The sequence below is a fragment of the Priestia endophytica DSM 13796 genome (genome assembly GCF_900115845.1).
Taxonomy (GTDB): domain Bacteria; phylum Bacillota; class Bacilli; order Bacillales; family Bacillaceae_H; genus Bacillus_I; species Bacillus_I endophytica.
This window is the reverse complement of sequence record NZ_FOXX01000012.1, coordinates 120,697-146,998: the sequence shown is the minus strand read 5'-3', so window position 1 is coordinate 146,998 and position 26,302 is coordinate 120,697. Positions and strand designations below refer to the sequence as shown.

The following is a 26,302-nucleotide window of genomic DNA, read 5'->3' as shown; positions in this document are numbered from 1 at the left end:
TCTTCCATTTCCTTGAATCCTAAGTTTGGCTCCCCTTTGTAAGGACCATGAACAGAACCAAGTGCTGGAGCTAGGCAGTCGATACCTGTACGCTCTACAAGCTCTTTACATTCTTGTGCATCTGCGTAAATTACGCCTTCAGCAATCACGTCATCTTCTTGTCCACCAACAGTTCCAAGCTCAGCTTCAACAGATACACCGTGGATGTGAGCAAGCTCAACAACTTTAGATGTTACCGCTATGTTTTCTTCGAAAGGACCGTGAGAAGCGTCGATCATAACAGATGTGAAGCCAGCATGAATAGCTTTTGCACAAGACTCAAAGCTTGAACCATGGTCAAGGTGAATCGCAACAGGTACTGTTACGTTGTACTCTTCCATAAGTGCTTCAACAAGTTTCACGATTGTTTTGAATCCGCCCATGTAACGGCCTGCACCTTCAGAAACACCAAGGATAACTGGAGATTTTTCTTCTTGTGCTGCTTGTAAAATCGCTTGCGTGAACTCTAAGTTGTTCAAGTTGAATTGACCTACTGCATAACCGTTATCTTTAGCAGTATTCAACATTTCTTTCATTGATACTAATGGCATTAGTAAATCCTCCTCTAAACTGTTGAAAGCTCGTTTCTTTAATAAAAGGAATAAAGCTTTAAAATAATGTAAGTACATCTTTAGGATACCAATTTACGAACTTGACGGCAATATAAAAGCTAGCAGAGTTCGACAAAAATAGGCAACCTCTCTTAAAAAACTGCCATATTTTTATACATTTTATGCAGTTAATACAAGAAAAAAACGCGCATAGCAAAGCCCGTGAGATTGAATAGTGATATGTAGAATTTCACAGCAACGAGGAGATTATAGTACTAGTTAGTATTAACTGGAATATATTTTTTTACAGCTTGACGAATTTCATCAATATCAAATGGTTTTGCAAAGTGTGTCAACGCTCCTAAATCCTTTGCTTCTTGAATCATATCAAGCTCACCATAGGCTGTCATAATGATGACTTTCACTGTTTCATCTAACTCTTTTAGACGCTTTAAAATTTCAATTCCATCCATTCCGGGAATTTTCATATCTAATAAAACTAAATCTGGCGTACGTTCTTTTGCAATATCAATAGCTTCAAAGCCGTTGGAAGCTTGAAGTGTTTTATATCCTTCTTTTTGCAACACTTCTGTTAAAAGAATGCGTATCCCGTACTGATCATCTACAATTAAAATTCGTTCTTCCACTTCTATCCCACCTTAAAATAAATTTTCGTACCGAGGACTACTTTACTCTATTCTACTTAAAAAAAGAAATCCCTTCTTTCACAAAAAATAACTTTTTGTACATTCTTAGCGGAGAAAGCGCTCGAACTTCTTAATTATAATCAAAAATAACATTTCACAGAATAAAATACTTAATTTTTTATAGTTTGGCTTTTTAAATCCTTCTTGTTGTAAGCTATAATAGCTAGCAGAGGTGAATAATATATGATGAAGATTTTTACAACCCAATTGAACGGATACTTCAATCGAATAAGCGAGAAAGAAGAGCTAAATATAGAAGATGGAGCACGCATACTTGCTCAAGGACTCATAGGTGATGGTAAACTTTTTGTCCATGGTTTTCAAGAGATGGAAGCTATTGCCATTGAAGCAACACAAGGAGCAGATGCTTTAAATGCTGAACTTCTTCTTTCTAACGGAAACCTTGAAAATATAACAAGCGTTGACCGAGTTTTAGTTTGCAGTCGATATGCTCATGATCAAGAAACTATAGAGTTAGCTAAAGCTATTGCTGAGAAAAATATTCCTTTTGTTACTCTTGGGGCTCTTGACCCTAAACAAGAGGGAGAAACTGCAGCTGACTATTCAGATGTACATATTGATACAAAACTTCTCAAACCGCTTATCCCTGGTGATGATGGAGAACGCTTTGGTTTTCCTTCTACAATGGTTGGTCTCTATGCTTACTATGCCGTGCTATTCACAATAAAAGAAATGATGGAAGAATACGAATAAAAAAAATCAGCTGATAGTTATCAGCTGATTTTTTTATTATTGTTTTTTACCTAACTCAATTGAAGCACGAACAAACTCTCTAAATAGAGGTTGTGAACGCGTTGGGCGTGATGTGAATTCTGGGTGGAATTGACAAGCTAAGAACCAAGGATGGTCTTTTAACTCTACAATTTCCACTAGGCGACCGTCTGGGCTTGTACCAGAGAAAACAAAACCTTCATCTTCCATTGCTTGACGGAATTCATTATTGAACTCATAGCGATGACGATGACGTTCATATACTACTTCATCTTTGTATGCTTGCTGTGCTAACGTACCATCAACAAGTTTACATGGATATAAACCAAGGCGAAGCGTTCCACCTAAATCTTCTACGTCTTTTTGTTCTGGTAGAAGGTCAATAATTGGGCTTGTTGTCTCAGGTGCAATCTCTGCTGAATGGGCATCAGTAAGACCTAAAACGTGACGAGCAAACTCTACAGATGCAAGCTGCATACCTAAGCAAATACCAAAGAATGGAACTTTATTTTCACGAGCATATTTGATCGTTGTAATCTTACCTTCGATTCCACGATCTCCAAATCCTCCTGGTACAATAATCCCATCAACATTTGCAAGTTCTTCTTTTACATTTTCTTCTGTAATGTTTTCAGAATTTAACCATTTGATTTTTACATCTGTATCAAAATCATAACCTGCATGGCGAAGTGACTCAACAACAGAAATGTAAGCATCTTGTAGCTCTACATATTTACCAACAAGAGCAATTGTTGCTTTACCAGAAAGGTTTTTCACTTTATTAACAAGGCCTTTCCACTCTGTCATATCTGCTTCACGACAAGGAAGTTTTAAATGTTCACAAGTTAGCTGATCAAGGTTTTGAGCTTGTAGTGCTAAAGGAATTTCATAAAGTGTTTCTGCATCTCCAGCTTCAATAACAGCTTTTGTATCGATGTCGCAGAATAAAGCAATTTTATCCTTCATGTCTTGAGAAATTGGCATTTCTGTACGTACAACAATGACGTTTGGTTGAATACCTAAGCTGCGAAGTTCTTTTACACTATGCTGTGTTGGTTTTGTCTTCATTTCTCCTGCAGCTTTTAAATATGGAACAAGCGTACAATGAATATACATTACATTGTCACGGCCAATGTCGCTTTTGATTTGACGAATAGCTTCAAGGAATGGAAGAGATTCGATATCTCCTACTGTTCCTCCAATTTCTGTAATAACTACATCCGCATTTGTTTCTTTTCCAGCACGGAATACACGATCTTTAATTTCATTTGTAATGTGTGGGATAACTTGCACAGTACCACCAAGATAGTCTCCTCGACGCTCTTTTCTTAATACTGTTGAATAAATTTTCCCTGTTGTTACGTTGCTATACTTGTTCAAGTTGATATCAATGAAACGCTCATAGTGACCTAAGTCTAAGTCTGTTTCTGCACCATCATCAGTTACAAACACTTCACCGTGTTGATATGGACTCATTGTTCCTGGGTCAACGTTAATGTATGGATCAAACTTTTGGATTGTTACGCTTAACCCACGGTTTTTTAATAAACGGCCTAGAGAGGCTGCTGTAATTCCTTTTCCAAGTGATGATACTACTCCACCAGTTACAAAGATATATTTTGTCATCTGTACTTCCCCCTCTAAATTTAGGTTATCTTATTTAAAAAATTCTATGAAAAAGCAAAAAGAAGGCATATGTATCCTTCTTAAAAGTTTGCACGAGCTTATAAGTCATCATTCATGTAAAAATAATGATCAACACTTTAGCAAAACTTCCCTTCAAAAATGGGAGCTTCCAATTTATATAAAAAAATCAAAAAATTGCTCTTTATCTTATATACAACTCTATAAAAACAAAATTGCTCCCATCCTGCACATGCAGTAATGGGAGCAATATATATCTTATAAAAAATTGCTTTAATTTTTAAGAGCCCAAAAAGAATTCTACAAAGTTCTTTCTTAAAAGTCAAGGCTCTTTATAATTTTTCATCCTCATCAAGCTCTTCATACTCTAATTCTTCATCTTCTAGATCTTCATCATCTAAATCTTCATCATCTAGATCATAATCTTCTTCTTCAAGCATATCATCATAATCTTCTTCATCTAGTTCTTCATAATCTTCATCATCAAGACTATCTACATCATTGTACTCTTCGTAGTCATCATCAGCATCTTCAAATTCATCAAGATCGTCTTTAGCATATCTTTTTGCTTTTCTTTTCTTTGTTTTTACTGTTGCAACAAGATCTTCTTCTGACTGATCAACAGGATACCAGCTGCGTAGTCCCCAGTGGTTGTCCCCAAGCGTAACAAAACGACCATCAATGTTTAAATCTGTATAAAATTGAGCAATACGCTGACGCACTTCTGCTTCTGAAAGACCCACTTTTTTTTGAATTTCTTCCACTAAATCGTGAAAAGAAAATGCTTTTGGTTCTTTGCTATCTGACATAATTTCAAACGCTAACTCGATCATTGCCGTTTCGCGTAGTTCTTCTTGAGTATATTGGTTTAGACCCAAAATAGACACACCCTTCCTATGTATCAAACTTATCTATAAAGTTTTCATAACTGTACTATTATAGCCTGTCAATGTTGTGTAAACACACCAAGTATTATTTTATCACGTGTAACATGAAATACATACCATTCATTATAAACAAATTTTATCCATTTATGCTAGTCTTGATAAGCAAAAAGTTCATTAAGCAAACTTCTTTGCTAAAAAAGGGAAAACCTTATGAAAGTCTCATTTCACTAAGGTTTTCCTCTCTATTACATATTCCGTCTATATTGCCCTCCTACTTCATATAAAGCATGAGTAATTTGACCAAGGCTAGCTGTCTTTACAGTATTCATTAACTCTGCAAAAATATTACCACCATTTCTAGCTACTTCTTTTAATTTTTCTAAGTCCCTTTCTGCTTTTCCTCTATATTTTTCTTGGAAATTTTGCAGATCAACAATTCTTTTTTGCTTTTCTTCTTTTGTTGAGCGAGCAAGCTCCATACTGTCAATGCTTTCCTCACTTAAGGGTTCAGGATTTTGGTACGTATTTACTCCAATGATAGGCAGTTCTCCTGTGTGTTTCTTCATTTCATAAAACATTGATTCATCTTGAATTTTGCTACGCTGATATTGCATTTCCATGGCTCCCAGCACGCCGCCTCTATCGCTGATCCTTTCAAATTCTTTTAACACTTCTTCCTCTACAAGATCTGTTAATTCTTCCACAATAAAAGAGCCTTGAAGCGGGTTTTCATTTTTGGTTAGTCCATGCTCTTTTGTTACGATAAGTTGGATTGCCATTGCTCGTCGAACAGATTCTTCTGTTGGAGTCGTAATGGCCTCATCATAAGCATTTGTATGAAGAGAGTTACAGTTATCATGAAGAGCCATAAGTGCTTGAAGGGTTGTGCGAATATCATTAAACGAAATTTCCTGTGCATGCAAAGATCGACCTGATGTCTGCACGTGATATTTCAGCTTCTGACTGCGTTCGTTCCCACCGTATTTCTCTCGCATTACAATTGACCAAATGCGCCTTGCTACCCTTCCAATAACTGTATACTCTGCGTCCAAGCCATTGCTGAAGAAAAAAGAAAGATTCGGAGCAAATTCATCAATTTTCATCCCTCTGCTCAAATAATATTCAACATACGTAAACCCATTAGCAAGCGTAAAAGCAAGCTGAGAAATCGGATTTGCTCCTGCTTCTGCAATATGATAGCCAGAGATAGACACAGAATAATAATTTCTGACCTTCTGATCAATAAAATATTGCTGAATATCTCCCATCATCCGGAGAGCAAATTCTGTTGAGAAAATGCATGTATTTTGGCCTTGGTCTTCTTTTAGAATATCAGCCTGAACCGTTCCTCTCACAACATTTAATGTTTGCGCTTTCAATTCTTCGATCTCTTCTTGTTCAAGCTTTCGTGAAAGCTCCCTCTCCCTCATATCTATCGCTTGGTCGATAGCAGTATTGAGAAACATCGCAAGTAAGATAGGAGCAGGGCCATTGATTGTCATTGATACAGATGTTGTTGGTGCACATAAATCAAATCCCTTATAAAGCTCTTTCATATCGTCTAATGTGCAGATGCTTACACCGCTCTCCCCTATTTTCCCGAAAATATCAGGACGAATATTTGGATCTTCGCCATACAGTGTTACAGAATCAAAAGCGGTGCTTAATCTATGTGCATTCTCCCCTTTAGAAAGATAATGAAAACGGCGGTTAGTTCGTTCAGGCGGCCCTTCGCCTGCGAACTGCCTTTTAGGATCTTCTCCTTTTCGCTTAAAGGGAAAAACACCTGCTGTAAATGGAAAGAATCCAGGTGTATTTTCTTTATAAACCCATTTTAAAATATCGCCATAATCACGATAAGAAGGCAGCATAATTTTAGGTACTTTAAGACCCGATAACGTTGTCGTAACAAGCTCTGTTGTGATTGTTTTCCCTCTCACTTCTGTAGAAAAAGTATCACCTTTGTAAGATGCTGCTTTTTCTTCCCACGTCTCTAAAATTTTAAGTGATTCTTTTGAAAGTTTTTCTTTTTCTTTTTCTTGTAGCTCCCTCATATGCTCTTTCACGTTTTCATCAAAAGTAAGTTCTTCTGCTCCCTGAAGTCTGTAAAGGTTTGTAGCATATTCTGCTTGCTGAAGTTTATCTTGATGATACCTTCGAACTGTATCAGAAATTTCCCGCATATAGTGCTGACGGCTCGGTGGGATGATCGTATGCTGCTCTTTTTTTTGGCAAATATCTATCTCGCTATCTCCAAATTTTTTATTGTATTGATTATTAAGCTTCTTAACCAAATCATTAAATAGAATATTAGTCCCACTGTCATTGAACTGATTTGCCATCGTTCCATAGACTGGAAATGAATCGAAGTCTTTATCAAATAGAGCGTGGTTTCGCTGATATTGTTTTTGAACTTGTCGTTTTGCATCTTCTGAGCCTCGTTTATCAAACTTGTTGATTACAATAAAATCTGCGTAATCAATCATTTCAATTTTCTCCAGCTGTGACGGTGCTCCAAACTCACTTGTCATAACGTAGAGAGAAAGATCACAAATGTTCGTAATTGACGCATCCCCTTGCCCAATACCACTCGTTTCAACAATAACAATGTCATAACCAGCTTCCTTCACAATGGTAACAGCGTCGTCAATTGCAAAAGACAATTCATGATTCGATTTTCTTGTTGCTAGACTTCTCATAAAAACGCGAGGGGAATTAACGGCATTCATTCGAATTCGGTCACCAAGTAGCGCTCCACCTGTTTTTTGTTTTGTAGGATCGATAGATAAAACAGCAATTGTAAGCGATGGAAACTGCATTAAAAAACGGCGAATAAGTTCATCTGTAAGAGAGCTCTTCCCAGCTCCGCCTGTTCCTGTTATTCCGATTACCGGAATATCGTTACGAGGTGTCCCTTTAGTGATCTCTCCTCCATTCTCAATATGTGTAATAAGGCGAGACACCTCTTGGTCGTTGCTTGAATTTAGAGGGAATCTTACCTCTTTTGCTTCAAGTGGAACATCACACTCTTCAATAATTTTATCAATCATTCCCTGCAGGCCATAGTTTCGCCCATCTTCAGGAGAGAAGATATGAGAAATACCGTACTCATGAAGCATTCTAATTTCTTTTGGAAGGATTACTCCTCCACCACCACCATAAATTTTAATATGACCTGCATTCTTCTCTTGTAGGAGATCATACATATACATAAAGTATTCCATATGCCCTCCTTGGTAGGAAGAAACTGCAATACCTTGGACATCTTCTTGGAGGGCTGCTTGAACAATCTCATCAACAGACCGATTGTGCCCAAGATGAATGACTTCAACACCACTTCCTTGGAGAAGGCGACGCATAATATTAATGGAGGCATCATGGCCGTCAAATAAGCTTGAAGCTGTAATAAAACGTATATGGTGTTTTCTTTTATATCCCACATTCTCACCACCTTTTCGACTTATAAATACCGTGAAATCACAAGCCGCTGAATTTCCTGAGTTCCTTCATAAATTTGCGTAATTTTCGCATCACGCATAAACCGTTCAACAGGATAATCCTTTGTGTAGCCATAACCACCAAAAACTTGAACAGCCTCTGTTGTCACTTTCATCGCTGTATCTCCGGCGAGAAGCTTGGACATGGCAGAGGCTTTTGCATAAGGCTCTCCTTGTGATTCTAGCCATGCTGCTTGATATGTTAAGAGTCTTGATGCCTCAACACTTGTTGCCATATCTGCCAGCTTAAAAGCAATCCCTTGTTGAGCAATAATTGGTTTTTTGAACTGATGACGCTCTTTTGCATAGGAAACAGCTGCATCAAGGGCTCCTTGAGCAATCCCAAGAGCTTGAGCTGCAATGCCGTTCCTGCCTCCATCTAATGTCATCATCGCAATTTTGAAGCCTTCTCCTTCTTCTCCAAGAAGATGTTCTTTACTTACTCGACAATCTTCAAAAATAATCTCCGTTGTGGGAGAAGCACGAATACCGAGCTTTCTTTCCTTCTTTCCAATTGAGAAGCCTTTCATATTTTTTTCAATAATAAAAGCGCTTGTTTCGCCTTTTCCATCACTATTTGTTTTTGCAAAAACAATGTAGATATCTGCTTCTCCTCCATTTGTAATGAAAATCTTTGAACCATTTAAAATATAGTCATTCCCTTCTTTTCGGGCAGTTGTTTTCATCCCTCCAGCATCTGATCCTGACTGTGATTCTGTTAAAGCATATGCGCCTAAAAAATTCCCTTCTGCAAGGGGTTTTAAATACTTTCTCTTCTGTTCCTCATTTCCAAATGTATAAAGAGGCCAACACGCTAGTGAAGTATGAGCTGAGAGCATAACGCCTGTTGAAGCACATACGCGAGAAAGCTCTTCAACAGCAATGCAGTACATTACATAATCACCACCAATACCTCCGTACTCTTCAGGCCAAGGAATCCCCGTCAAACCTATTTCAGCCATTTTTTCAAAGATGGTTCGATCAAATTGTTCCTGCTCGTCTCGTTCTTCCGCTGTTGGACCTACTTCTTTGTCTGCAAAGTCACGTACTGTCTTCCTAATCATTTCATGTTCTGGTGATAGCTCAAAATTCATCTCTTCTCCCCCTTTAGTTTAGAGACTGCGACTGATTACTATCTTCTGAATCTCACTTGTTCCTTCATAAATCTCACAAACTTTTGCATCTCTGAAAAAACGCTCAGCATGATGATTTGGAAGCCCTCTGTATTCTGCTAAACAATCGAGCACACCACTTGTAACATAAACTGCTGTCCTAGCAGCAAAAAGCTTGGCCATTGAAGCTTCTTTCCTACATGGTTTTCTTTTTTGCTTTAAGAATGCAGCTTGATATGTTAAAAGCTTTGCACCTTCAATACGGGTAGCCATGTTCGCTAAAGGAAGCAGACTTTTTTTGCCCCTTTTCATAAAAAGAAGTGCCTCTTCTAGGGAAGCTTCCGCAATTCCTAAAGCTTGGGCCGCAATTCCAATTCTTCCGATATTCAAATTACTCATTGCAATTTTAAATCCTTCACCTTCATCCCCTAAGCGGTTGTCTTTATGAACTTTCATATTTTCAAAGTAGAGAGATGTTGTGCGTGAACCATGCAGACCCATCTTTTTTTCATCTTTTCCGACCTTCAAACCCACCGTTTTTTTATCTACAATAAAAGCCGTAATACCTTTATTTGTGCGCGCAAAAACAAGGTAAATATCTGCCTCTCCCCCATTTGTAATAAACTGTTTTGCTCCGTTTAGGATATACACATCTCCATCCTTCTCTGCTTTTGTTTTTAAGCTCCCTGCATCTGACCCTGCTCCTGTTTCTGTTAATGCAAAGGCACCCAAAATATCACCACTTGCTAATCTTTTACCATATAGTTCCCGCTGCTTTTCTGTGCCGAATGTTAAAATAGGATTTGTACAAACAGATGTATGAACAGATAAAATAACCCCTAATGCTGCACTTTTTTTAGAGATCTCATGAATGGCCAAGATATAAGAAATAAAATCTAACCCGAGACCTCCATACCTTTTGTTGAAGGGGATTCCCATAAACCCTTGCTTACTCATTTTTTCAATAAGAGGCCTTGGAAAAACACCTTCCTCCATCTTCTCTACAAAAGGAGCAACTTCTTCCCTTGCAAACCTTTCCATCTCTTGTTGTATCTTGGCATGCTTTTTTGTAAAAACGAGCATAGAATCACTCCTCTTATTCATACTCGTAAAAACCACGCTTTACTTTATGACCAAGGTACCCTCCTTTTACATATTGCTTTAGAAGTGGACAAGGCCGATATTTATCATCACCGAATCCTTCATGCAGTACTTCCATAATGAACAAGCATGTATCAAGACCAATAAAATCAGCAAGCTGGAGAGGGCCCATTGGATGGTTCATTCCAAGTTTCATCACTTCATCAATTGCTTCTTTTGAAGCTATTCCCTCGTATAAAGCATATATTGCCTCATTGATCATTGGCATTAAAATACGGTTAGATACAAAACCAGGAAAATCTTTTACTAGCACAGGAACTTTTCCTAGGGACTCTGTTATACTCTTAATCTCTTTATATGTTTCCTCAGATGTGGAGAGCCCACGAATTACTTCAACCAGCTTCATAACAGGAACAGGATTCATAAAATGCATTCCAATGACTTTCTCAGGCCTTTTTGTTACAGACCCAAGCTCTGTAATTGAAAGAGCAGATGTATTAGAAGCTAATATAGCTTCTTTTTTTACTATTTGATCAAGCTTTTTAAAAACTTCTTTCTTTACCTCTAAATTTTCGACGATTGCTTCAATTACAATATCAGCATCATCACCATTACTAAGACTTGTTGTGTCCTGAATTCTTGCTAGCGTTTCATTCATCTCACATTCTTTTATCTTTTCCTTCTGAACGGCTTTTTTAAGAGATGTTTCAATTTTGCTTATCCCTTTTTGCAGTGCTTGTGTATCAAGGTCATAAAGAACCACATTATAAGAAGCGGAAGCGAGAACTTGAGCAATCCCTGCTCCCATCTGTCCTGTACCAATCACCATTGCCTTTCGGTTTTCCATCCCATTTACTCCTTTCAAACTTTAATCATAATTGCGTCACCTTGCCCTCCACCGCTACATATTGAGGCAATTCCGAATCCGCCTCCTACCCGCTGTAATTCATGAATAAGCGTAACTAAAATACGGGCTCCGCTCGCTCCGATAGGATGACCAAATGCAAGGGAACCACCATTTACATTTACTTTTGAAGCTTGAAGGCCTTCTGTTTTCATATTTATTAAAGCAACTGCTGCAAAAGCTTCATTGATTTCAAATAGAGAAATATCTTCAACCTTCTTGCCTGTTTTGGCTAATAGTTTGCGAATTGCTAAGCCTGGTGTTTTAGGAAAATCTTTTGGTTGCAGGGCTAATGAAGTGTAATCAACAATTGTAGCTAATGGACGATATCCTAATTCATATGCTTTTCTTTGGCTCATCAACATCAAGGAAGCGCTTCCATCATTAACTCCAGGGGCATTTCCAGCTGTTATTGTCCCCTCCTCATTAAAAGCTGGTTTTAGTTTTTTTAGTTTTTCAGCTGTTGTGTTTCGTCTTATTGACTCATCCTCCTCTATAAAAAGGGAACCTTTACTATTCTTCACCTGAACAGGGACAATTTCCTCCTTAGCATACCCCTTCTCATAAAAGAGAGCAGCCCGTTCATGACTTCTTACAGCCCACTCATCTTGTTCTTCTCTTGTAAGTTGAAATTCTTCCGCTGCTGCATCGCCATAACTCCCCATTGCAGCTCCTGTAAACGTACATGTTAACCCATCATGCATCATAAGATCTTTCAAACTTTGATTTCCCATTTTATGTCCAAATCGAGCATGCTCCAAAAAATACGGAGCATTGCTCATTGACTCCATTCCTCCTGCAATAACCGCTTCACTTTCTTCAAGCCGAATTAAAAAGTCCCCTTCTATTACAGCTCTCATTCCTGAGGCACATACTTTATTAATGGTCTCTGTTTTAACGTTCCAGTCTAATCCACCTTTAAAAGAAGCCTGCCTTGATGGAAGCTGACCTTGCCCTCCCTGTAGAACGTTTCCAAGTAATACTGTATCAATCACCTCTTTCGCCTCTTTTTTCTCTTCTAACAAAGCTCTAATTGTCTCTCCACCTAAATCGCTTGCTGTCATATTTCTAAAATGTCCCCCAAGTCTACCAAAAGGAGTGCGCTTCGCTGCAACAATAACTGATTTCATTATTCCCCCTCCTTTTTATGCTTTTTCACCAGAGCCAAAGACAGCCTTCTCAAGAAGCTCTGCAACGTCGTATGTTCCGATTTTATCTTCTACTTCTTTTGCTTTTGTACCATCGCTTAACATTGTTAAACAATAAGGACACCCCGAACTAATGACAGTTGGTTTCACTTCTAATGCCTGTTCTGTTCGAGTTACATTAATTCGAGACCCTGCCGTCTCTTCCATCCACATTAAGCCACCACCAGCTCCACAGCACATCCCTTTCTCTCGATTTCGTTCCATTTCCAGAACATTCACCCCTGGAATGGCTTTTAAAATCTCTCTTGGAGGTTCATATACTTCGTTGTAGCGTCCAAGATAGCAAGAATCATGGAATGTAATGCTTTCATTTACTTCATACTTTGGCACAAGCTTCTTTTTTTTAAGAAGAGAGGCGAGTATTTCAGTATGATGATATACATTGCCTTTGAACCCAAAGTCAGGATACTCGTTCTTAAACGTATTGTATGCGTGAGGATCAATTGTAATAATGTTCTTAACTTCATTTTTCTCAAATTCCTGAATGTTCGCTGCCACAAGTTCTTGGAAAAGAAACTCATTTCCTAATCTTCTTGGTGTATCTCCAGAGTTTTTTTCTTTATTGCCAAGGATTGCAAATTCTACTCCCGCTTCATGCAACAACCTCACAAGAGAAAAGGTAATTTTCTGACTTCGGTTATCAAGCGCACCCATTGACCCTACCCAAAGCAAATATTGAAACGTCTTTCCTTCTTTTTTAAGCTCTTTCACCGTTGGAACGTTAATATCTTGAAGCGTACGCCACTTTTCCTTTTCCTTTCTGTTAATTCCCCATGGATTACCTTGACGCTCGATATTTGTCATCGCTCTTTTCCCGTCTCCATCCATCTTTCCTTCTGTTAAAACAAGATAGCGGCGTAAATCAATAATTTTATCAACATGCTCATTCATTACTGGACACTGATCTTCACAGTTTCGACATGTTGTACAGGCCCAAATCTCTTCTTCTGTAATCACATCGCCAATTAATGATGGGTTATAGCTGAGAGTTGCTGCTGATTCCTCAATCCCCTGCTGTTTACTTTTTAGGGCAAGCTGATTGCCGTGTGTATTATTAAAAGCAAACGCAGGGACCCATGGTGTTCTGGATGTTACAGCAGCTCCTTTATTTGTGAGATGATCACGAAGCTTTAAAATTAAATCCATTGGAGAAAGCATTTTTCCTGTTCCAGTTGCTGGACATACATTTGTACATCGCCCACACTCTACACACGCGTAAAGATCAAGAAGCTGACCTTGAGTAAACTCCTCAATCGTTCCAACCCCAAATGTTTCTCTGCTTTCATCTTCAAAATCAATTTTTTCAAGTTTGCCAGGAGGGGTAAGGCGATTTAAATAAACGTTAGCAGGACCTGCAATTAAATGAGCGTGCTTTGATTGTGGGACATACACTAAAAAAGCGAGGAGTAATAAAAGGTGTACCCACCATGCTACATAAAAAAGAATAGTGGCTCCTGTTTCTGGCAGAAAGCTAAACAAACTTGCGATAAGAGAAGCAACGGGCTCTGACCAACCTAGTTGTTCGTTATGCCAAATAAGACTCATTCCGTTTCCTGCGAGAACTGAGATCATGAGTCCACCAATAAAAAGAAGAACAAGACCTGATTTGAACCCTCTTTTCAAACGTACTAGTTTTTCAATATATCTACGATGAAAAGCCCATAAAACTGCAACTAGAATTAGAAGCGTCACAATTTCTTGAAAAAAGGTGAACCCTCCATAGAAAGGACCAAAAGGTAAATGATGTCCTGGAAAAAGTCCTTTTATAATAAAATCAAGAGCTCCAAATTGCACAAGAATAAAACCATAAAAAAAGAGAACGTGAATAATACCGCTCTTTCTATCTTTCAACAGCTTCTTCTGTCCAAAAACGTTTTCGATAACCTTACGATAGCGTTCTTTCACTTCTCCATCAAATTCTATCTTCCTTCCTAACCTAATGTAGGCTAGCCTTGTTCTAATTAGGTATGAGAACAAGAAAATAGCGTAAGCGGTTACCAATAAAAAAGCTAACATATTAATCAATAAGAGCATTGTCACTTTTTCCCCTCCTTTTAACATGAAAACATCAAGAATCTTTTTGTAGGATAGTACTTTCATTGTATAAATTGAATGAACATTCAGTCAACCCTTTCCTTTCTTAAATTTAGAAATAATCTTAGTCAAAAAAGGGCAAGGTATAACAAAGCGAGGAGGCGGATTATGATTGCATTAATAATTATCGGTCTTATATTTTTATTGATTGTTCTTCTCATTATTGACTTTACCTGCGGTTCTGCTCTTCATAGAAAAACAGCTAAGGAAAGACTCTATCCAAAGCGAAATGGAGACGTTACTTTTTATACAGAAGGATATGATCTTTTTGAACAACTCTTCTCTGATGTACGAAATGCTACAAAAAGTATTCATGTACTTTTTTATATTATCCGCTCAGATGAAGTTGGACAGGAATTTCTGACTATTTTGAAAGAAAAAAGACAGCAAGGTGTTGAAGTATGTCTTCTTCTTGACTGGGTTGGAAGCTCTCTTACTAAAAAAGATATTCAACTCTTAAGAGAAAAAGGCATAAAATTTTCATTTACGCACAAACCTACTTTTCCTTTTCTTTTCTATAAACTAAACACAAGAAACCACCGAAAAATCACAGTTATTGATAATTCAATTGGCTATATTGGCGGTTTTAATATTGGCAAAGAGTATTTAGGCTTTAACCCAAAGCTTGGAGCATGGAAAGATTTTCACATCCGAATAACAGGAGAAGGAGTTGCAGATCTTCAAAGTCAGTTTTGTGAGGATTGGAAACGGGAAACAGAAGAAGTACTATATCCGCCCGAGCCTTCATACAATGGGACGTTTCCTTGTTCTTTCCAATTTAAAGCAACAGATGGTAACACACTTGAACAAGATTTTATGACAATGATTGAGAAAGCCAAAAAAGACATTTATATTGGTACACCTTATTTTGTTCCGAGTCAAAAATTGTTTCAAACCCTTCTTGATGCAATAGATCGAGGGGTAAACGTAAACATTCTCACACCACTTAAAGCTGATCACCCTCTTATTCCTGATTCTGCTTTTCCCTATTATAAGCCTCTTCTGAAAAAAGGAGGCCGTGTTTTTCGTCATTATTATGGCTTTTATCATTCCAAAGTCATTGTGATTGATAATGTGATGTGTGATATTGGAACAGCAAATTTTGATAAGCGAAGTCTTTTTCTTAATAAGGAAATTAACTGTTATATGTACTCTCCTTCATTTATCTTGCAGGTTAAAAAAATTGTATGTGACAACATAAATGATGCAGAAGAGTTAATGTTAGAGGATATCAAAAAAAGAACGTTGTTTCAGAAAACAAAAGAGCAAATTTCAAAATTGGTATCGCCACTTCTATGAGAGGAGTTTCACTATGTTCATTCGGTTTGGCTATGTGTCACATGCTTTGAACCTTTGGGAAGGGTCTCCTGCTAAAACAATGACATTTACGCGTTTTAAACAGCTCAACAAAGAACAACGGCTTGAGCAATTAAAAAATGTGACAGAACAAAACCTTCAAACAACATGGCGCATCCTTCACTATAATGTTGGCCATGAAATTGAACTTTATCGCCTTTCTTCTTCCCTTGTTCCACTTGCGACACATCCTGAAGTAAACTGGGACTACCTCGGGATTTTCGGTTCAAAATTAAAAGAGATTGGTGCTTTTATTAAAAAACATAATTTACGGGTTAGCTTTCACCCTAATCAATATACGCTTTTTACGAGTGGTAAACCTCATATCACAAAAAATGCTGTTCGTGATATGGAATATCATTACAATATTTTAGAAGCACTGGGCGTTGAGAAAACGTCACTTATCAATATCCATGTTGGCGGAACTTATGGAGACAAACCTTCTGCTATTGAACGTTTTCATAAAAATTTAAAAGAGCTCCCAACTCCTATCAAACAAAAAATGACACTTGAAAATGATGATAAAACATATACAGCAGAAGAAACACTAAAAATATGTCAGCATCAAGGAATCCCTCTTTTATTTGATTATCACCATCATCAAGCAAATTTGAGTGAAACGCCGCTTGAAGAGTTGCTTGAACCTATTTTTGAGACATGGAAAGAAAGGAACTTAAAACCCAAAGTACATCTCTCCTCTCCAAAATCAGAAAGCAGTTTTAGAAGTCATAGTGATTACTTGTCACTTGATTTTGTGAAACCATTTTTCAAAACAGCTCGTGAGTTAAATAGAGATTTTGATGTCATGATTGAAGCAAAAGGCAAAGATAAAGCACTACTTCAATTTGTAGAAGAGGTAAGTAAACTACGCGGCATAAAACGAGCAAGCGGCGGAAGCATTGTTTGGCCATAAAAAAAATCTCCCACCACATTGAGGGAGATTTTTTTATTTACATTTTTTCTGGAGCTGATACACCAATTAATGCGAGAGCATTTTTAAGTGTGATGCTCACTGTTTGAATGAGAGCTAAACGAGCTTTTGTTGTTTCGATATTTTCTTTATCTAATACTTTCTCAGCATTGTAGAAGCTGTGAAGTGTAGAAGCTAGATCAAAGATATAGTTCGAAATGCGGTGTGGAATACGTTTTAACGCTGCTTCTCCAACAACCTGCGGGAATTCTCCTACTTTCTTAAGCAAATCAATTTCTTTCTCTGCTTTAATTAAGGAGAAGTCTACATCCTTATCAAACGAGATGTTCAGTTCCTCTGCTTGACGAAGCATACTGCAAATACGCGCATGTGCATACTGAGCATAGTAAACAGGGTTGTCATTTGATTTTGATACAGCAAGATCCAAATCAAAGTCCATATGAGTATCAGCACTGCGCATTGCGAAGAAATAGCGAGTCGCATCAAGACCAACTTCTTCGACAAGATCGCGCATTGTAACAGCTTTTCCTGTACGCTTACTCATCTTCATTTTCTCGCCGTCTTTGTAAAGATGTACAAGCTGAATAATTTCAACTTCAAGCGTATCTTTATCGTATCCTAATGCTTGGATCGCAGCTTTCATACGTGGGATATAACCATGGTGATCTGCTCCCCACACATTGATAAGTTTATTGAATCCGCGTTTAAGTTTATCTTGGTGATATGCAATATCAGGTGCTAAGTATGTGTAAGAACCATCGTTTTTAATAAGTACACGGTCTTTATCATCCCCAAATGTTGTTGAACGGAACCATGTTGCTCCTTCTTCTTCATATACATGATCTTGTTCTTTTAATGTTTCTAGGGCATCATCAATTTTGCCGTTTTGATAAAGGGATGTTTCAGAATACCATACATCAAAAGGCACACGGAAGTTCTCTAAATCTGTTTTTAATTTTTCTAGTTCATATTTTAAGCCGTATTCACGGAAAAATGCCAAACGTTCTTGTTCTTCCATATTAACGTATTTGTCGCCTTCTTGTTCTGCAAGTTTTTTTCCGATTTCAATGATATCTTGACCATGATAACCATCTTCAGGCATTTCTTTTTCTTGACCAAGAGCCTGCATATAACGAGCTTCAACAGATGACGCAAGGTTATTAATTTGATTACCAGCATCGTTAATATAATACTCACGCGAAACTTCATAACCTGCTTTATCTAAAATGTTGCAAAGAGAATCCCCAACAGCTGCACCACGTGCATGCCCTAAATGTAGACTTCCAGTTGGGTTTGCTGAAACAAATTCAACCTGAACTTTTTCGCCTTCTCCAACATTTGTTTCCCCATATGCATCGCCAGCTTTCATCACAACTGGGATTAAGTCTGTTAAGTAGCTATTATTCATATAAAAGTTAATAAACCCAGGACCTGCAATTTCTAATTTTTCAATAGATGCTTTTGTTTTATCAAAATTTGCTACGATATCTTCTGCAATTGCACGAGGAGCTTTACGTGCAACACGAGCAAGCTGCATTGCCATATTTGTGGCATAGTCACCGTGCGTTTTGTCTTTTGGTGTTTCTAACACAACATCTGGAAGTTGTTCTTCAGTTGCTAATCCAGCTTTTAAAACAGCTTGTTTTACTTCTGCTTTCAAATTCTCCTGCACTTGTTCTACTATATTCATTGCTCTTCTTCCTCCTTGACTGTCACAGTGAGCGCATACTTTCCTGCCTTTTCTCCCTGTAGATATAAATCGTATGATAAAAAAAGACGGACTTTCGTCTTGAACTGCTGATATTCAATGTTATGTGTTTCTGTTAAAACATGAAAAATACCGTATGGGCTTTTATAAGAACCTTCTGTTTTTTGCTGTTTCTTAAATGTTTGCTTCATTGTTACAGCACCAGAACGGTTCAGAAGTACTTCTACTTTACCAATTTTTAAAAGAGTACGAATTTCTTCGCCATCTTGTTCTTCGTCATACTTAATATAGATGCTGTCTCCCTTTTCATAAAGAAGCCCTCTTGAATTTGTTTTTACAATTTCTTTGCGTGCTCCGTCACGAATATCTGAGACAACTTCTACGCTTACTTTTTTACCTGTTGATGATACGCTCATCTCAACACTTCCTTACAATTCTAGCATAACTATTAACCTTTATAGTATAAGGATTGTTTTCATAAAATTCAACGTGAGGACGCCTTTAATTTCATTTTTTACATTCTCTCTTATTCTAATCAATAAAAGAATATTTATTGTTCACTACCCTGCTTTGCGCTCACTTTTTAACAAGTAGAGGAAATAAGGAGCACCAATAACAGCCGTAATAATCCCCGCTGGAATTTCAGTTGGTGGAACAAGTCCTCTTCCTAGGCTATCAGATACAAGAAGAATAACAGCCCCACAGAGAGCTGAAGCAGGAAGCAATACACCTGCTCGATTTCCAACAAGTCTTCTTGAAATATGCGGAGCAATTAAACCAATAAATCCAATTGATCCAACAACAGCTACGCTTAACCCTGTTAAAACGACAGCTAACGCTAAAAGAATATATCGAGTTTTTTTCGCCTTCTCCCCTAATCCAACTGCAACATCGTCCCCTAGAGCTAGAATATTCAGTTTTGAGGAAAGTAGGAAACAGAGTGGAATAATAAGGAGGCATGGAAGAAGGAGAACAAGTTCATCCCATCCACGACTCCAAAGGCTTCCTGTTAACCATACTAGTGTTGTATTTACATCGTCTGGAAACTTAATCATTGTATATTGAATACCTGCCTGACAAATAGCGCCTAATGCCACCCCAACAAGCGCAAGGGTGCTCGGTCTCATATTTGTTCGATGTGAGAAAATCATAAGCAAAATAGCAATAATAGCCGCCCCCATAAATGCAGAAATAGGCAATGCTATAAGAGGTGAACTTGGCAGTAAGATGATTACAATCGCAGCAGCTAAACCTGCTCCTTTTGTGACGCCAATCACATCAGGGGAAGCAAGTGGATTACGTAAAATCCCCTGCAATATTGCTCCTGAAATTCCTAAACAGGCTCCTACAATTAAAGCAATAAGGACGCGTGGAAGTCGATAGTTATAGAGAATAAAGAAATTATCTTGAACACCGAAAAAGAAGGTTTGTAAAACGCTCCAAGGTGAAATATAAATGGAACCAATGCCTAGACTCATAACGCTAAGTGCTAAAACAATAATGAGTAGGATGAGAATCATTGAAACTGGATGTTTCTTCTTTATAACAGGGGCTTTCTTCATGATTTAGCCCCCTTTCTTTTAGTAGCCAGATAGAGAAAGAAAGGTGCCCCAATTAGTGCTGTAACAATGCCAACCGGAGACTCAAATGGATATGCAATAAATCTTGAGAGTACATCAGCATATACCATTAAAACAGCCCCAAATAAAGCTGAGAATGGAAGAATAATAGTATAATTTCCACTTCCAAAAATCTTTCTTACAATATGAGGAACAATAAGGCCAACAAACCCAATTGGACCTGCCACAGCAACGGAAGAGCCTGCTAAGATAACAACAATCAAGGAAACAAGAATTCGAATTCCCTTCACTTTTAGTCCAAGTCCTTGTGCAACACTTTCTCCTAGTACAAAAATAGAAATGGACTTTGCACAAAGTATTGCAGCTATTAATCCGACAATAGCCCAAGGTAAAATAATTTGTACATGACTCCAATCTTTCCCATCAATTGCTCCAACTAACCAATATAGAACATCTTTTGCCTGCTCGCTCATTACAATAAATGCCTGTGTTAAAGACGAAAGAAATAGATGAACAGCCATACCTGCTAAGGCAAGCTTCACATCTGTTATTCCTCCTCCAGAGGCAAATGAATAAACAACAATGCCTCCTAATAGAGCTCCTAACAGGGCAAAATAGACGGTTGTAGAAGCAGACATTGCTGGGAATAAAACAAGAGAGCTTACCACAATAAGCGATGCTCCTGCATTCACACCGAATACTTGCGGAGATGCGAGAGGATTTCTTGTTAAAGCCTGCATAAGCGCTCCCGCTACAGCTAGATTAGCTCCTACAATAATAGCTAATACAGCTCTAGGGAGACGCAATGTTCGAATTACAACCTGCTCTTTCGAACCATCTGGATTGAATAAAGCACTTATAAATGTACCTACACCTGTATGTGTAGCTCCAATTAGAACACTTGCCATCGTACCAATCACAAGAAGGAAAAGAGCAAAAAGGAAAACACCATAAATTTTTATTTTTGAACGCTCCACTTCAAACACACCACACTTTTACGACTATTTCTTTCTACAAAAAAAGAAGTAAGAAAAGAGTTTTCTTACTTCTTTTTTCATAACTTAATCTTATTTCTTTTCATCTAGCAACTTATTCATGTCTTTTCCGATATTTTCGGCTGAAATAATACCACGGAAACGAGTCCATAAATCACGGTCAACGTTATAAACCTGATTATTTTTCACAGCTTTTAAGTCTTTCCAAAGTGGATTATCTTTCCACTCATCCGTTAAAAGCTTTCCTTCATTGTTTGCTAAAATCAAGATGTCTGGATCAATTTTTGAAAGCTGCTCTAAGTTCATTTGAGCATAAGCATCTTTTGTATCGATTGGATTTTTAAATCCAAGCTGTTCTAAAAGCTGTCCATCATATGATGAAGAAGTATGAGCCTGGAACGAAGTATCACGTACAACAGCAGGTAGAACAGTTGCTTTTTCATTATCAGCAAGCTTTTCTTTTAAATCTTTCATCGTTTGTTTATGTTCTTCAAGACGTTTTTTGCCTTGTCCTTCTTTATTCATTGCTTTTGCAATTGTTGTAAACGCATCTAAGTTTTCTTCATATGTAGATTCACGGCTTTTTAATACAACTGTTGGCGCAATTTGCTGTAACTCTTTATAAATAGCTTTATGACGCTGTGCATCTGCAATAATTAAATCTGGTTGTAAAGAGCTAATAACTTCTAAGTTTGGCTGCTCGCGTGTTCCAACTGAAGTATAGTCCATTTTCTTGTCAACTAACTTTTCAATCATATCTTTTTTATTATCATCTGCAATTCCAACAGGCTCTACGCCAAGAGCATTAAGAGAATCAACAAATGATAGTTCCAATGTAACTACGCGCTTCGGTGTACCCGTAATTTCTGTTTTGCCTAGCTCATGCTGAACAGTTCTGGTTTCCTCTTTACTTGAGCTTTTCTTCTCTTTTTCTTCACTATTTTGTGAAGAGCTACATCCTGCTAAGGCAACTATAAAAGTTAGCAAAATGGCTACAAGAGAAAAAGTCCATTTCTTAGTGTTACGAACCATTGTGAATTCCTTCTTTCTACATTAATACTTGATAGTGATAACAATTATCAGTGTTATTATCTTACAACCCTTTCACATTGTGGGTCAATCCCTTATAAGTTGTTTATTCGACATAATAACGTATTATTCACTAAATTCTTTCAGAAAATGTGAGCTATTTTGATTTATTTCCCAAGAAATCTTCCTTTAGGGCCAACTATTTTGCACTCTATCTCGTCTTACATCATAGGAGGGATTATTGTGGAAGAAACACAACTAGTCAAAAGAGCTCAACAAAGGGAGAAAGGGGCTTTTGAACATCTGATGGAAGTCTACGCACCTAGACTTCAAAGGATTATTAATGCCTATGCCCTTAATAAATACGATTTAGAAGATATTAAACAAGAAACAATCATTCGTATGTTTGTTTCTCTTCCAACCTTATTACACCATCGCTCCTTCACTTCCTGGATGAAGAAAATTGCCATTCATACTTCTATTGATTTTTATCGCAAAAAAGACCGAGAAATTCCAATTGAAAATGTACAAGAAATAAAACATTCCTATAAGGAGGAAAGTGAACATTTACTTTGGATTGGACAAATTCTTGATGAACTAAATAAGAGAAAAAGCCAAATCCTCTTTCTGAAGATTATCGATGATTATACATTCAAACAAATTAGTCATATTGTAGGTCTTACAGAAAGTACAGTGAAAAGTCATTATTATGGTGGCATAAAAAAGTTAAAAATGATTCTCGCAGCAGAAACGATTGGGGAGGTTCAGAATATGTTAGAAACATTAAAAGAAAAAGCAGTTAGTATGTTCTCTATCCCTTCTAGTTATGACCTTTTAATTGAACAGGACTATTCAGAAGAAATATTATTTGCATGGGAAGATAAAGGTGAAGAAACTGGTTTTATTGTCTCTTTTCACCCTAACGGAGAGCTACTCTCCTATTCAAGAGACATGAATCATACTCACATTCACTATGCTGAGGAAGTGTTATACGAAAAAGCCCTAACATTTCTCCATGATCAAACAAATTTATGCCCTTCCTCCTTTTCAAATGCTTCGCCTACTTTTTTAACGAAAAGTATACGCTTTGAATGGATAATGAAACATAACGGCTATAAAATTGATAATAGCAGCTTCTTTATCGACGTTTCATATGATGGATATGTAATTAATTTTAAAAGGTATTGTACAACTCTCCCCCGTCATTTCCAACAGCCGCAAAAAGAAGTACATGTAGAAGCTGTAAAAGATTATCTTATGAAAGAAACCTCATGCAATTTATTTCTTTCAACATCCAATAACAAAGGGCAACTTGTTTACAAAATAGAGCCTCCGTTTTATAGCGTTGAGGTTGATGAATTCTCTCTATATCCTGTAAAAGAAGATGACCTAGTCCTATCCAAACCACTGATGTCTGTAAACCCAAGTACAGAAACTATTGAAGATATGATTGGACTAACAGATAAACATGAATGTATTCGAGAAAGTAAAGATCCCGAGTTAAGAGGAAAAGTGTTTCGAAAGAAAAATCTTACTCTTGTCTCATCAGATAAAAGTGTTGATAGCTATATGAGAGAAAGAAACGAGGAGACCATTAAAATCCAATATAAAGAGAATGGAAAAATAAAAGGAATCTTCTCGTTTGAGACCCCTCCTGCCAACTTAAGAAAGAAATGCAATCGAAAACAAGGATACGAGCGTGCACTGCAATTTTTGGAGAAGGTGCTTCCTTCTTATCAAACGATTCTTCGTTTTGGTGGAGTCAGTTATAATACTGATGAATCTTGGGTGCTTGTAACCTTTTATCTTACCTCTAATATTCCTTTTGAATATGGGGGAATGATTAATGTTAGTGTTTGTCGAAAAACTTTACGAATTGTCTATTATATGGGCCCTGAGATTGAAGTTGATAAGCTTCTTTCTCTACAAGAAGAAAGACCACTTATCTCTGCTACAAAAGCCAAAGAAACCCTTCTATCCCTACTTGAGGTAGAGGCTGTTTGGAAAGAGGATGAAGAAAAAGATTGCTTTATATTTCATTATCAAACAAACCTATTAGAACCTAACTTTCATTCACGTATGAATGCAAAAACAGGAGATCTTTTGGATTAAAAAAGGGCAGCTTTTTATAAGCTGCCTTTTCTAATTATTTTACCCAACCAAGCATCATTTCACGAATAAGTTTGCTTGCTGTATTTGCTGTTTGTTCTGAATTATCATAGATTGGAGCAACTTCTACTAGATCTCCTCCAACAACATTGACGTTAGAATGTGCAATTTCATGAATTGAAGCAAGGAGCTCTTTTGAAGTGATTCCGCCTGCGTCAACTGTTCCCGTTCCAGGAGCATGTGCTGGATCTAATACATCAATATCAATTGTCACGTAAACAGGACGTCCTGCAAGCTTTGGCAGGATTTCCTTTAACGGCTCTAAAACTTCAAATTTCGAAATATGCATCCCATTTTCTTTAGCCCACTGAAATTCTTCTTTCATACCTGAACGAATTCCAAATGAATAGACATTTTCAGGTCCAATGTGCTCAGCAATTTTACGAATTGGAGTTGAATGTGATAAAGGCTCTCCTTCATATTCAACACGCAGATCTGTATGTGCATCCATATGGATGATTGCAAGATTTGGATATTTCTTTGCCATTGCTTTCATAACAGGCCATGATACAAGATGTTCTCCTCCCATACCAAGTGGGAATTTGTCATCTTTAAGAAGATCATCTACATATTCTTCAATCATATCAATGCTGCGCTGTGGATTTCCGAACGGGAGCGGAATATCTCCTGCATCAAAATACGCTACATCTTCTAATTCACGATCAAGGTATGGGCTATATTCTTCAAGTCCGATTGAAACTTCACGGATACGTGTTGGACCAAAACGAGAACCTGGGCGGTAGCTTACTGTCCAATCCATTGGCATTCCGTAAAGAACAACTTTACTTTCTTCATAACTTTTATGACTTCCGATAAACACGTTACCAGAATAAGCTTCATCAAAACGCATTATACTGACTCCCTTCAAACAATAGGAAGCCATGAGAGTCCCCATGGCTGTTTCTTATTTTAGTAGATCTGCTACAAATTTAGGTAGAGCGAACGCTGCTTTATGCAGTTCTTTTGTGTAATATTTCGTTTCAATCTCATGGAAGCGTTCTTCACTCACTTCTAAAGGATCATACTTTTTAGAACCGAGTGTGAATGTCCAAAGACCGCTTGGATATGTTGGAATGTTAGCTGTATAAAGACGTGTGATTGAGAAAATTTCTGCTACGTCACGTTGCGCATTTGCAATAAGATCTGCTTTAAACCAAGGGTTGTCTGTTTGGGCAACAAAGATACCATCTTCTTTTAGCGCTTTGTAAATCCCTGCATAGAAACCTTTCGTAAATAAGTTTACAGCAGGACCAACTGGCTCTGTTGAATCAACCATAATAACGTCATATGCATTTTCACTTTTTGCAATATGCATGAAACCGTCACCAACTTGCACATCTACACGAGGGTCTTCTAATTGACCTGCGATTGTTGGTAAATATTTTTTAGAGTACTCAATTACTTTTCCATCAATATCAACAAGTGTTGCTTTTTTCACGCTCGGATGTTTTAAAATTTCGCGGATAACGCCACCGTCTCCTCCACCAACAACAAGTACATGCTCTGGGTTTGGATGTGTGAAAAGTGGTACATGTGCTACCATTTCATGATATACAAACTCGTCTTTCTCTGTTGTCATAACCATATCATCAAGAAGAAGCATGTTACCAAACTCTTCTGTTTCTACCATGTCTAACTTTTGAAATTCTGTTTGTTCTGTGTGAAGCGTTTTATTAATTTTTGCTGTAATACCAAAGTTCTCTGTTTGTTTCTCTGTAAACCAAAGACTCATTATACTTCATCCCTTCTATATCAAATATCCTCTTGTCCACATTAACATTTAGTAGTGTATTCGCAAAATCGAAAAGTACACGTAAAATATGTACGAATTGTTCTTCAGATAAGGAGCTTGTTGACCTTATGTTAAGGCATACTCGCAAGTTTCCCACCTTAGTATAGATTAATCTCGTAAAAAAGCAAGCGTTTTTTGCATGATCTTATTCTATGAAAATTCTTCTAAAATTCAAGGCTATCTTGATGTTTAAAACTCCGCTTTTTTTTCAATACTGGTTTATGTATGAAGAAAACGGAGGTGAATACTTTGGAGCTAAATGCAAG

General features: G+C 37.4%; 21 protein-coding genes. 4 read left to right on the top strand and 17 right to left on the bottom strand.

What is annotated here, in order from left to right; genetic code table 11:
* Nucleotides 1-590 (bottom strand): ketose-bisphosphate aldolase (locus tag BM012_RS19740; RefSeq protein WP_074842878.1); only part of this gene is annotated, 590 nt, incomplete at its 3' end.
* 275 nt (nt 591-865) lie between these two features.
* A complete protein-coding gene (locus BM012_RS19735) occupies nt 866-1,237 on the bottom strand; it encodes a response regulator (RefSeq protein WP_061804816.1) in 372 nt (123 codons plus the stop codon).
* Between the two features lie 243 nt (nt 1,238-1,480).
* Between BM012_RS19735 and BM012_RS19730 the strand changes: the two genes are divergently transcribed.
* Complete coding sequence (locus tag BM012_RS19730; RefSeq protein ID WP_061804817.1) at nt 1,481-2,011, top strand: DUF2529 family protein; 531 nt, start codon at nt 1,481-1,483, stop codon at nt 2,009-2,011.
* 36 nt (nt 2,012-2,047) lie between these two features.
* Here the strand turns inward: BM012_RS19730 and BM012_RS19725 are convergent, their stop codons facing one another.
* From BM012_RS19725 to BM012_RS19690, 8 genes are all read right to left on the bottom strand, one after another.
* On the bottom strand, nt 2,048-3,655 hold the full coding sequence (locus BM012_RS19725) for a CTP synthase (protein WP_019394773.1): 1,608 nt from the start codon (nt 3,653-3,655) through the stop codon (nt 2,048-2,050).
* 350 nt (nt 3,656-4,005) lie between these two features.
* A complete protein-coding gene (rpoE, locus tag BM012_RS19720) occupies nt 4,006-4,560 on the bottom strand; it encodes a DNA-directed RNA polymerase subunit delta (protein ID WP_328586496.1) in 555 nt (184 codons plus the stop codon).
* A gap of 245 nt (nt 4,561-4,805) precedes the next feature.
* Nucleotides 4,806-8,000 carry a fused isobutyryl-CoA mutase/GTPase IcmF gene (gene icmF, locus BM012_RS19715; protein WP_061804819.1) on the bottom strand — a complete coding sequence of 1,065 codons (3,195 nt, stop codon included), beginning with the start codon at nt 7,998-8,000 and terminating at the stop codon, nt 4,806-4,808.
* Between the two features lie 20 nt (nt 8,001-8,020).
* Nucleotides 8,021-9,151, bottom strand: coding sequence for an acyl-CoA dehydrogenase (locus BM012_RS19710; RefSeq protein ID WP_061804820.1), 1,131 nt, complete (start codon nt 9,149-9,151; stop codon nt 8,021-8,023).
* An 18-nt stretch (nt 9,152-9,169) separates the two neighbouring features.
* Complete coding sequence (locus tag BM012_RS19705; RefSeq protein ID WP_061804821.1) at nt 9,170-10,252, bottom strand: acyl-CoA dehydrogenase family protein; 1,083 nt, start codon at nt 10,250-10,252, stop codon at nt 9,170-9,172.
* A gap of 13 nt (nt 10,253-10,265) precedes the next feature.
* The gene (locus BM012_RS19700) at nt 10,266-11,117 is read right to left on the bottom strand and encodes a 3-hydroxybutyryl-CoA dehydrogenase (protein ID WP_061804822.1); all 852 of its coding nucleotides are present in this window, start codon (nt 11,115-11,117) and stop codon (nt 10,266-10,268) included.
* A 14-nt stretch (nt 11,118-11,131) separates the two neighbouring features.
* A complete protein-coding gene (locus BM012_RS19695) occupies nt 11,132-12,307 on the bottom strand; it encodes an acetyl-CoA C-acetyltransferase (protein WP_061804823.1) in 1,176 nt (391 codons plus the stop codon).
* 12 nt (nt 12,308-12,319) lie between these two features.
* Nucleotides 12,320-14,422 (bottom strand): (Fe-S)-binding protein, encoded by a 2,103-nt coding sequence (locus tag BM012_RS19690; protein WP_139210388.1) that lies wholly within the window; start codon nt 14,420-14,422, stop codon nt 12,320-12,322.
* 162 nt (nt 14,423-14,584) lie between these two features.
* Between BM012_RS19690 and cls the strand changes: the two genes are divergently transcribed.
* Together cls and uvsE are read left to right on the top strand one after the other, a co-directional pair.
* Nucleotides 14,585-15,775: a cardiolipin synthase gene (gene cls, locus BM012_RS19685; protein WP_061804824.1), complete on the top strand. Its 1,191-nt coding sequence runs from the start codon at nt 14,585-14,587 to the stop codon at nt 15,773-15,775.
* Nucleotides 15,776-15,788: 13 nt separating this feature from the next.
* The gene (gene uvsE, locus BM012_RS19680) at nt 15,789-16,745 is read left to right on the top strand and encodes a UV DNA damage repair endonuclease UvsE (RefSeq protein WP_061804825.1); all 957 of its coding nucleotides are present in this window, start codon (nt 15,789-15,791) and stop codon (nt 16,743-16,745) included.
* A 37-nt stretch (nt 16,746-16,782) separates the two neighbouring features.
* Here uvsE and argS read toward each other — a convergent pair whose 3' ends face one another.
* From argS to BM012_RS19655, 5 genes are all read right to left on the bottom strand, one after another.
* Nucleotides 16,783-18,453, bottom strand: a complete 1,671-nt coding sequence (gene argS, locus BM012_RS19675) for an arginine--tRNA ligase (protein ID WP_061804826.1) — start codon at nt 18,451-18,453, stop codon at nt 16,783-16,785.
* Nucleotides 18,450-18,887, bottom strand: coding sequence for a YwiB family protein (locus BM012_RS19670; protein WP_061804827.1), 438 nt, complete (start codon nt 18,885-18,887; stop codon nt 18,450-18,452). Before BM012_RS19670 ends, argS begins: the two co-directional genes overlap by 4 nt.
* 144 nt (nt 18,888-19,031) lie before the next feature.
* Nucleotides 19,032-20,033: a FecCD family ABC transporter permease gene (locus BM012_RS19665; RefSeq protein ID WP_061804828.1), complete on the bottom strand. Its 1,002-nt coding sequence runs from the start codon at nt 20,031-20,033 to the stop codon at nt 19,032-19,034.
* The gene (locus BM012_RS19660) at nt 20,030-21,028 is read right to left on the bottom strand and encodes a FecCD family ABC transporter permease (protein ID WP_061804829.1); all 999 of its coding nucleotides are present in this window, start codon (nt 21,026-21,028) and stop codon (nt 20,030-20,032) included. The genes BM012_RS19665 and BM012_RS19660 overlap by 4 nt, the downstream gene beginning before the upstream one ends.
* Nucleotides 21,029-21,118: 90 nt before the next feature.
* Nucleotides 21,119-22,078: an ABC transporter substrate-binding protein gene (locus tag BM012_RS19655; RefSeq protein ID WP_061804830.1), complete on the bottom strand. Its 960-nt coding sequence runs from the start codon at nt 22,076-22,078 to the stop codon at nt 21,119-21,121.
* Between the two features lie 240 nt (nt 22,079-22,318).
* On the opposite strand from BM012_RS19655, the gene BM012_RS19650 reads away from it, so the two are divergent.
* Nucleotides 22,319-24,187, top strand: coding sequence for an RNA polymerase sigma factor (locus BM012_RS19650; RefSeq protein ID WP_061804831.1), 1,869 nt, complete (start codon nt 22,319-22,321; stop codon nt 24,185-24,187).
* Nucleotides 24,188-24,221: 34 nt separating this feature from the next.
* On the opposite strand, the gene speB is transcribed toward BM012_RS19650, so the two are convergent.
* The gene (gene speB / locus BM012_RS19645) at nt 24,222-25,094 is read right to left on the bottom strand and encodes an agmatinase (protein WP_061804832.1); all 873 of its coding nucleotides are present in this window, start codon (nt 25,092-25,094) and stop codon (nt 24,222-24,224) included.
* 54 nt (nt 25,095-25,148) lie between these two features.
* Nucleotides 25,149-25,976, bottom strand: a complete 828-nt coding sequence (speE, locus tag BM012_RS19640; RefSeq protein ID WP_061804833.1) for a spermidine synthase — start codon at nt 25,974-25,976, stop codon at nt 25,149-25,151.
* Nucleotides 25,977-26,302: the final 326 nt, after the last annotated feature.

Coding starts and splice junctions, on each gene's coding strand:
- BM012_RS19665 (WP_061804828.1), bottom strand. CDS start 20,033: ATGAAGAAAGCCCCTGTTATAAAGAAGAAACATCCAGTTTCAATGATT.
- BM012_RS19700 (WP_061804822.1), bottom strand. CDS start 11,117: ATGGAAAACCGAAAGGCAATGGTGATTGGTACAGGACAGATGGGAGCA.
- cls (WP_061804824.1), top strand. CDS start 14,585: ATGATTGCATTAATAATTATCGGTCTTATATTTTTATTGATTGTTCTT.
- BM012_RS19725 (WP_019394773.1), bottom strand. CDS start 3,655: ATGACAAAATATATCTTTGTAACTGGTGGAGTAGTATCATCACTTGGA.
- BM012_RS19655 (WP_061804830.1), bottom strand. CDS start 22,078: ATGGTTCGTAACACTAAGAAATGGACTTTTTCTCTTGTAGCCATTTTG.
- speE (WP_061804833.1), bottom strand. CDS start 25,976: ATGAGTCTTTGGTTTACAGAGAAACAAACAGAGAACTTTGGTATTACA.
- speB (WP_061804832.1), bottom strand. CDS start 25,094: ATGCGTTTTGATGAAGCTTATTCTGGTAACGTGTTTATCGGAAGTCAT.
- uvsE (WP_061804825.1), top strand. CDS start 15,789: ATGTTCATTCGGTTTGGCTATGTGTCACATGCTTTGAACCTTTGGGAA.
- BM012_RS19730 (WP_061804817.1), top strand. CDS start 1,481: ATGATGAAGATTTTTACAACCCAATTGAACGGATACTTCAATCGAATA.
- argS (WP_061804826.1), bottom strand. CDS start 18,453: ATGAATATAGTAGAACAAGTGCAGGAGAATTTGAAAGCAGAAGTAAAA.
- BM012_RS19705 (WP_061804821.1), bottom strand. CDS start 10,252: ATGCTCGTTTTTACAAAAAAGCATGCCAAGATACAACAAGAGATGGAA.
- BM012_RS19710 (WP_061804820.1), bottom strand. CDS start 9,151: ATGAATTTTGAGCTATCACCAGAACATGAAATGATTAGGAAGACAGTA.
- BM012_RS19670 (WP_061804827.1), bottom strand. CDS start 18,887: ATGAGCGTATCATCAACAGGTAAAAAAGTAAGCGTAGAAGTTGTCTCA.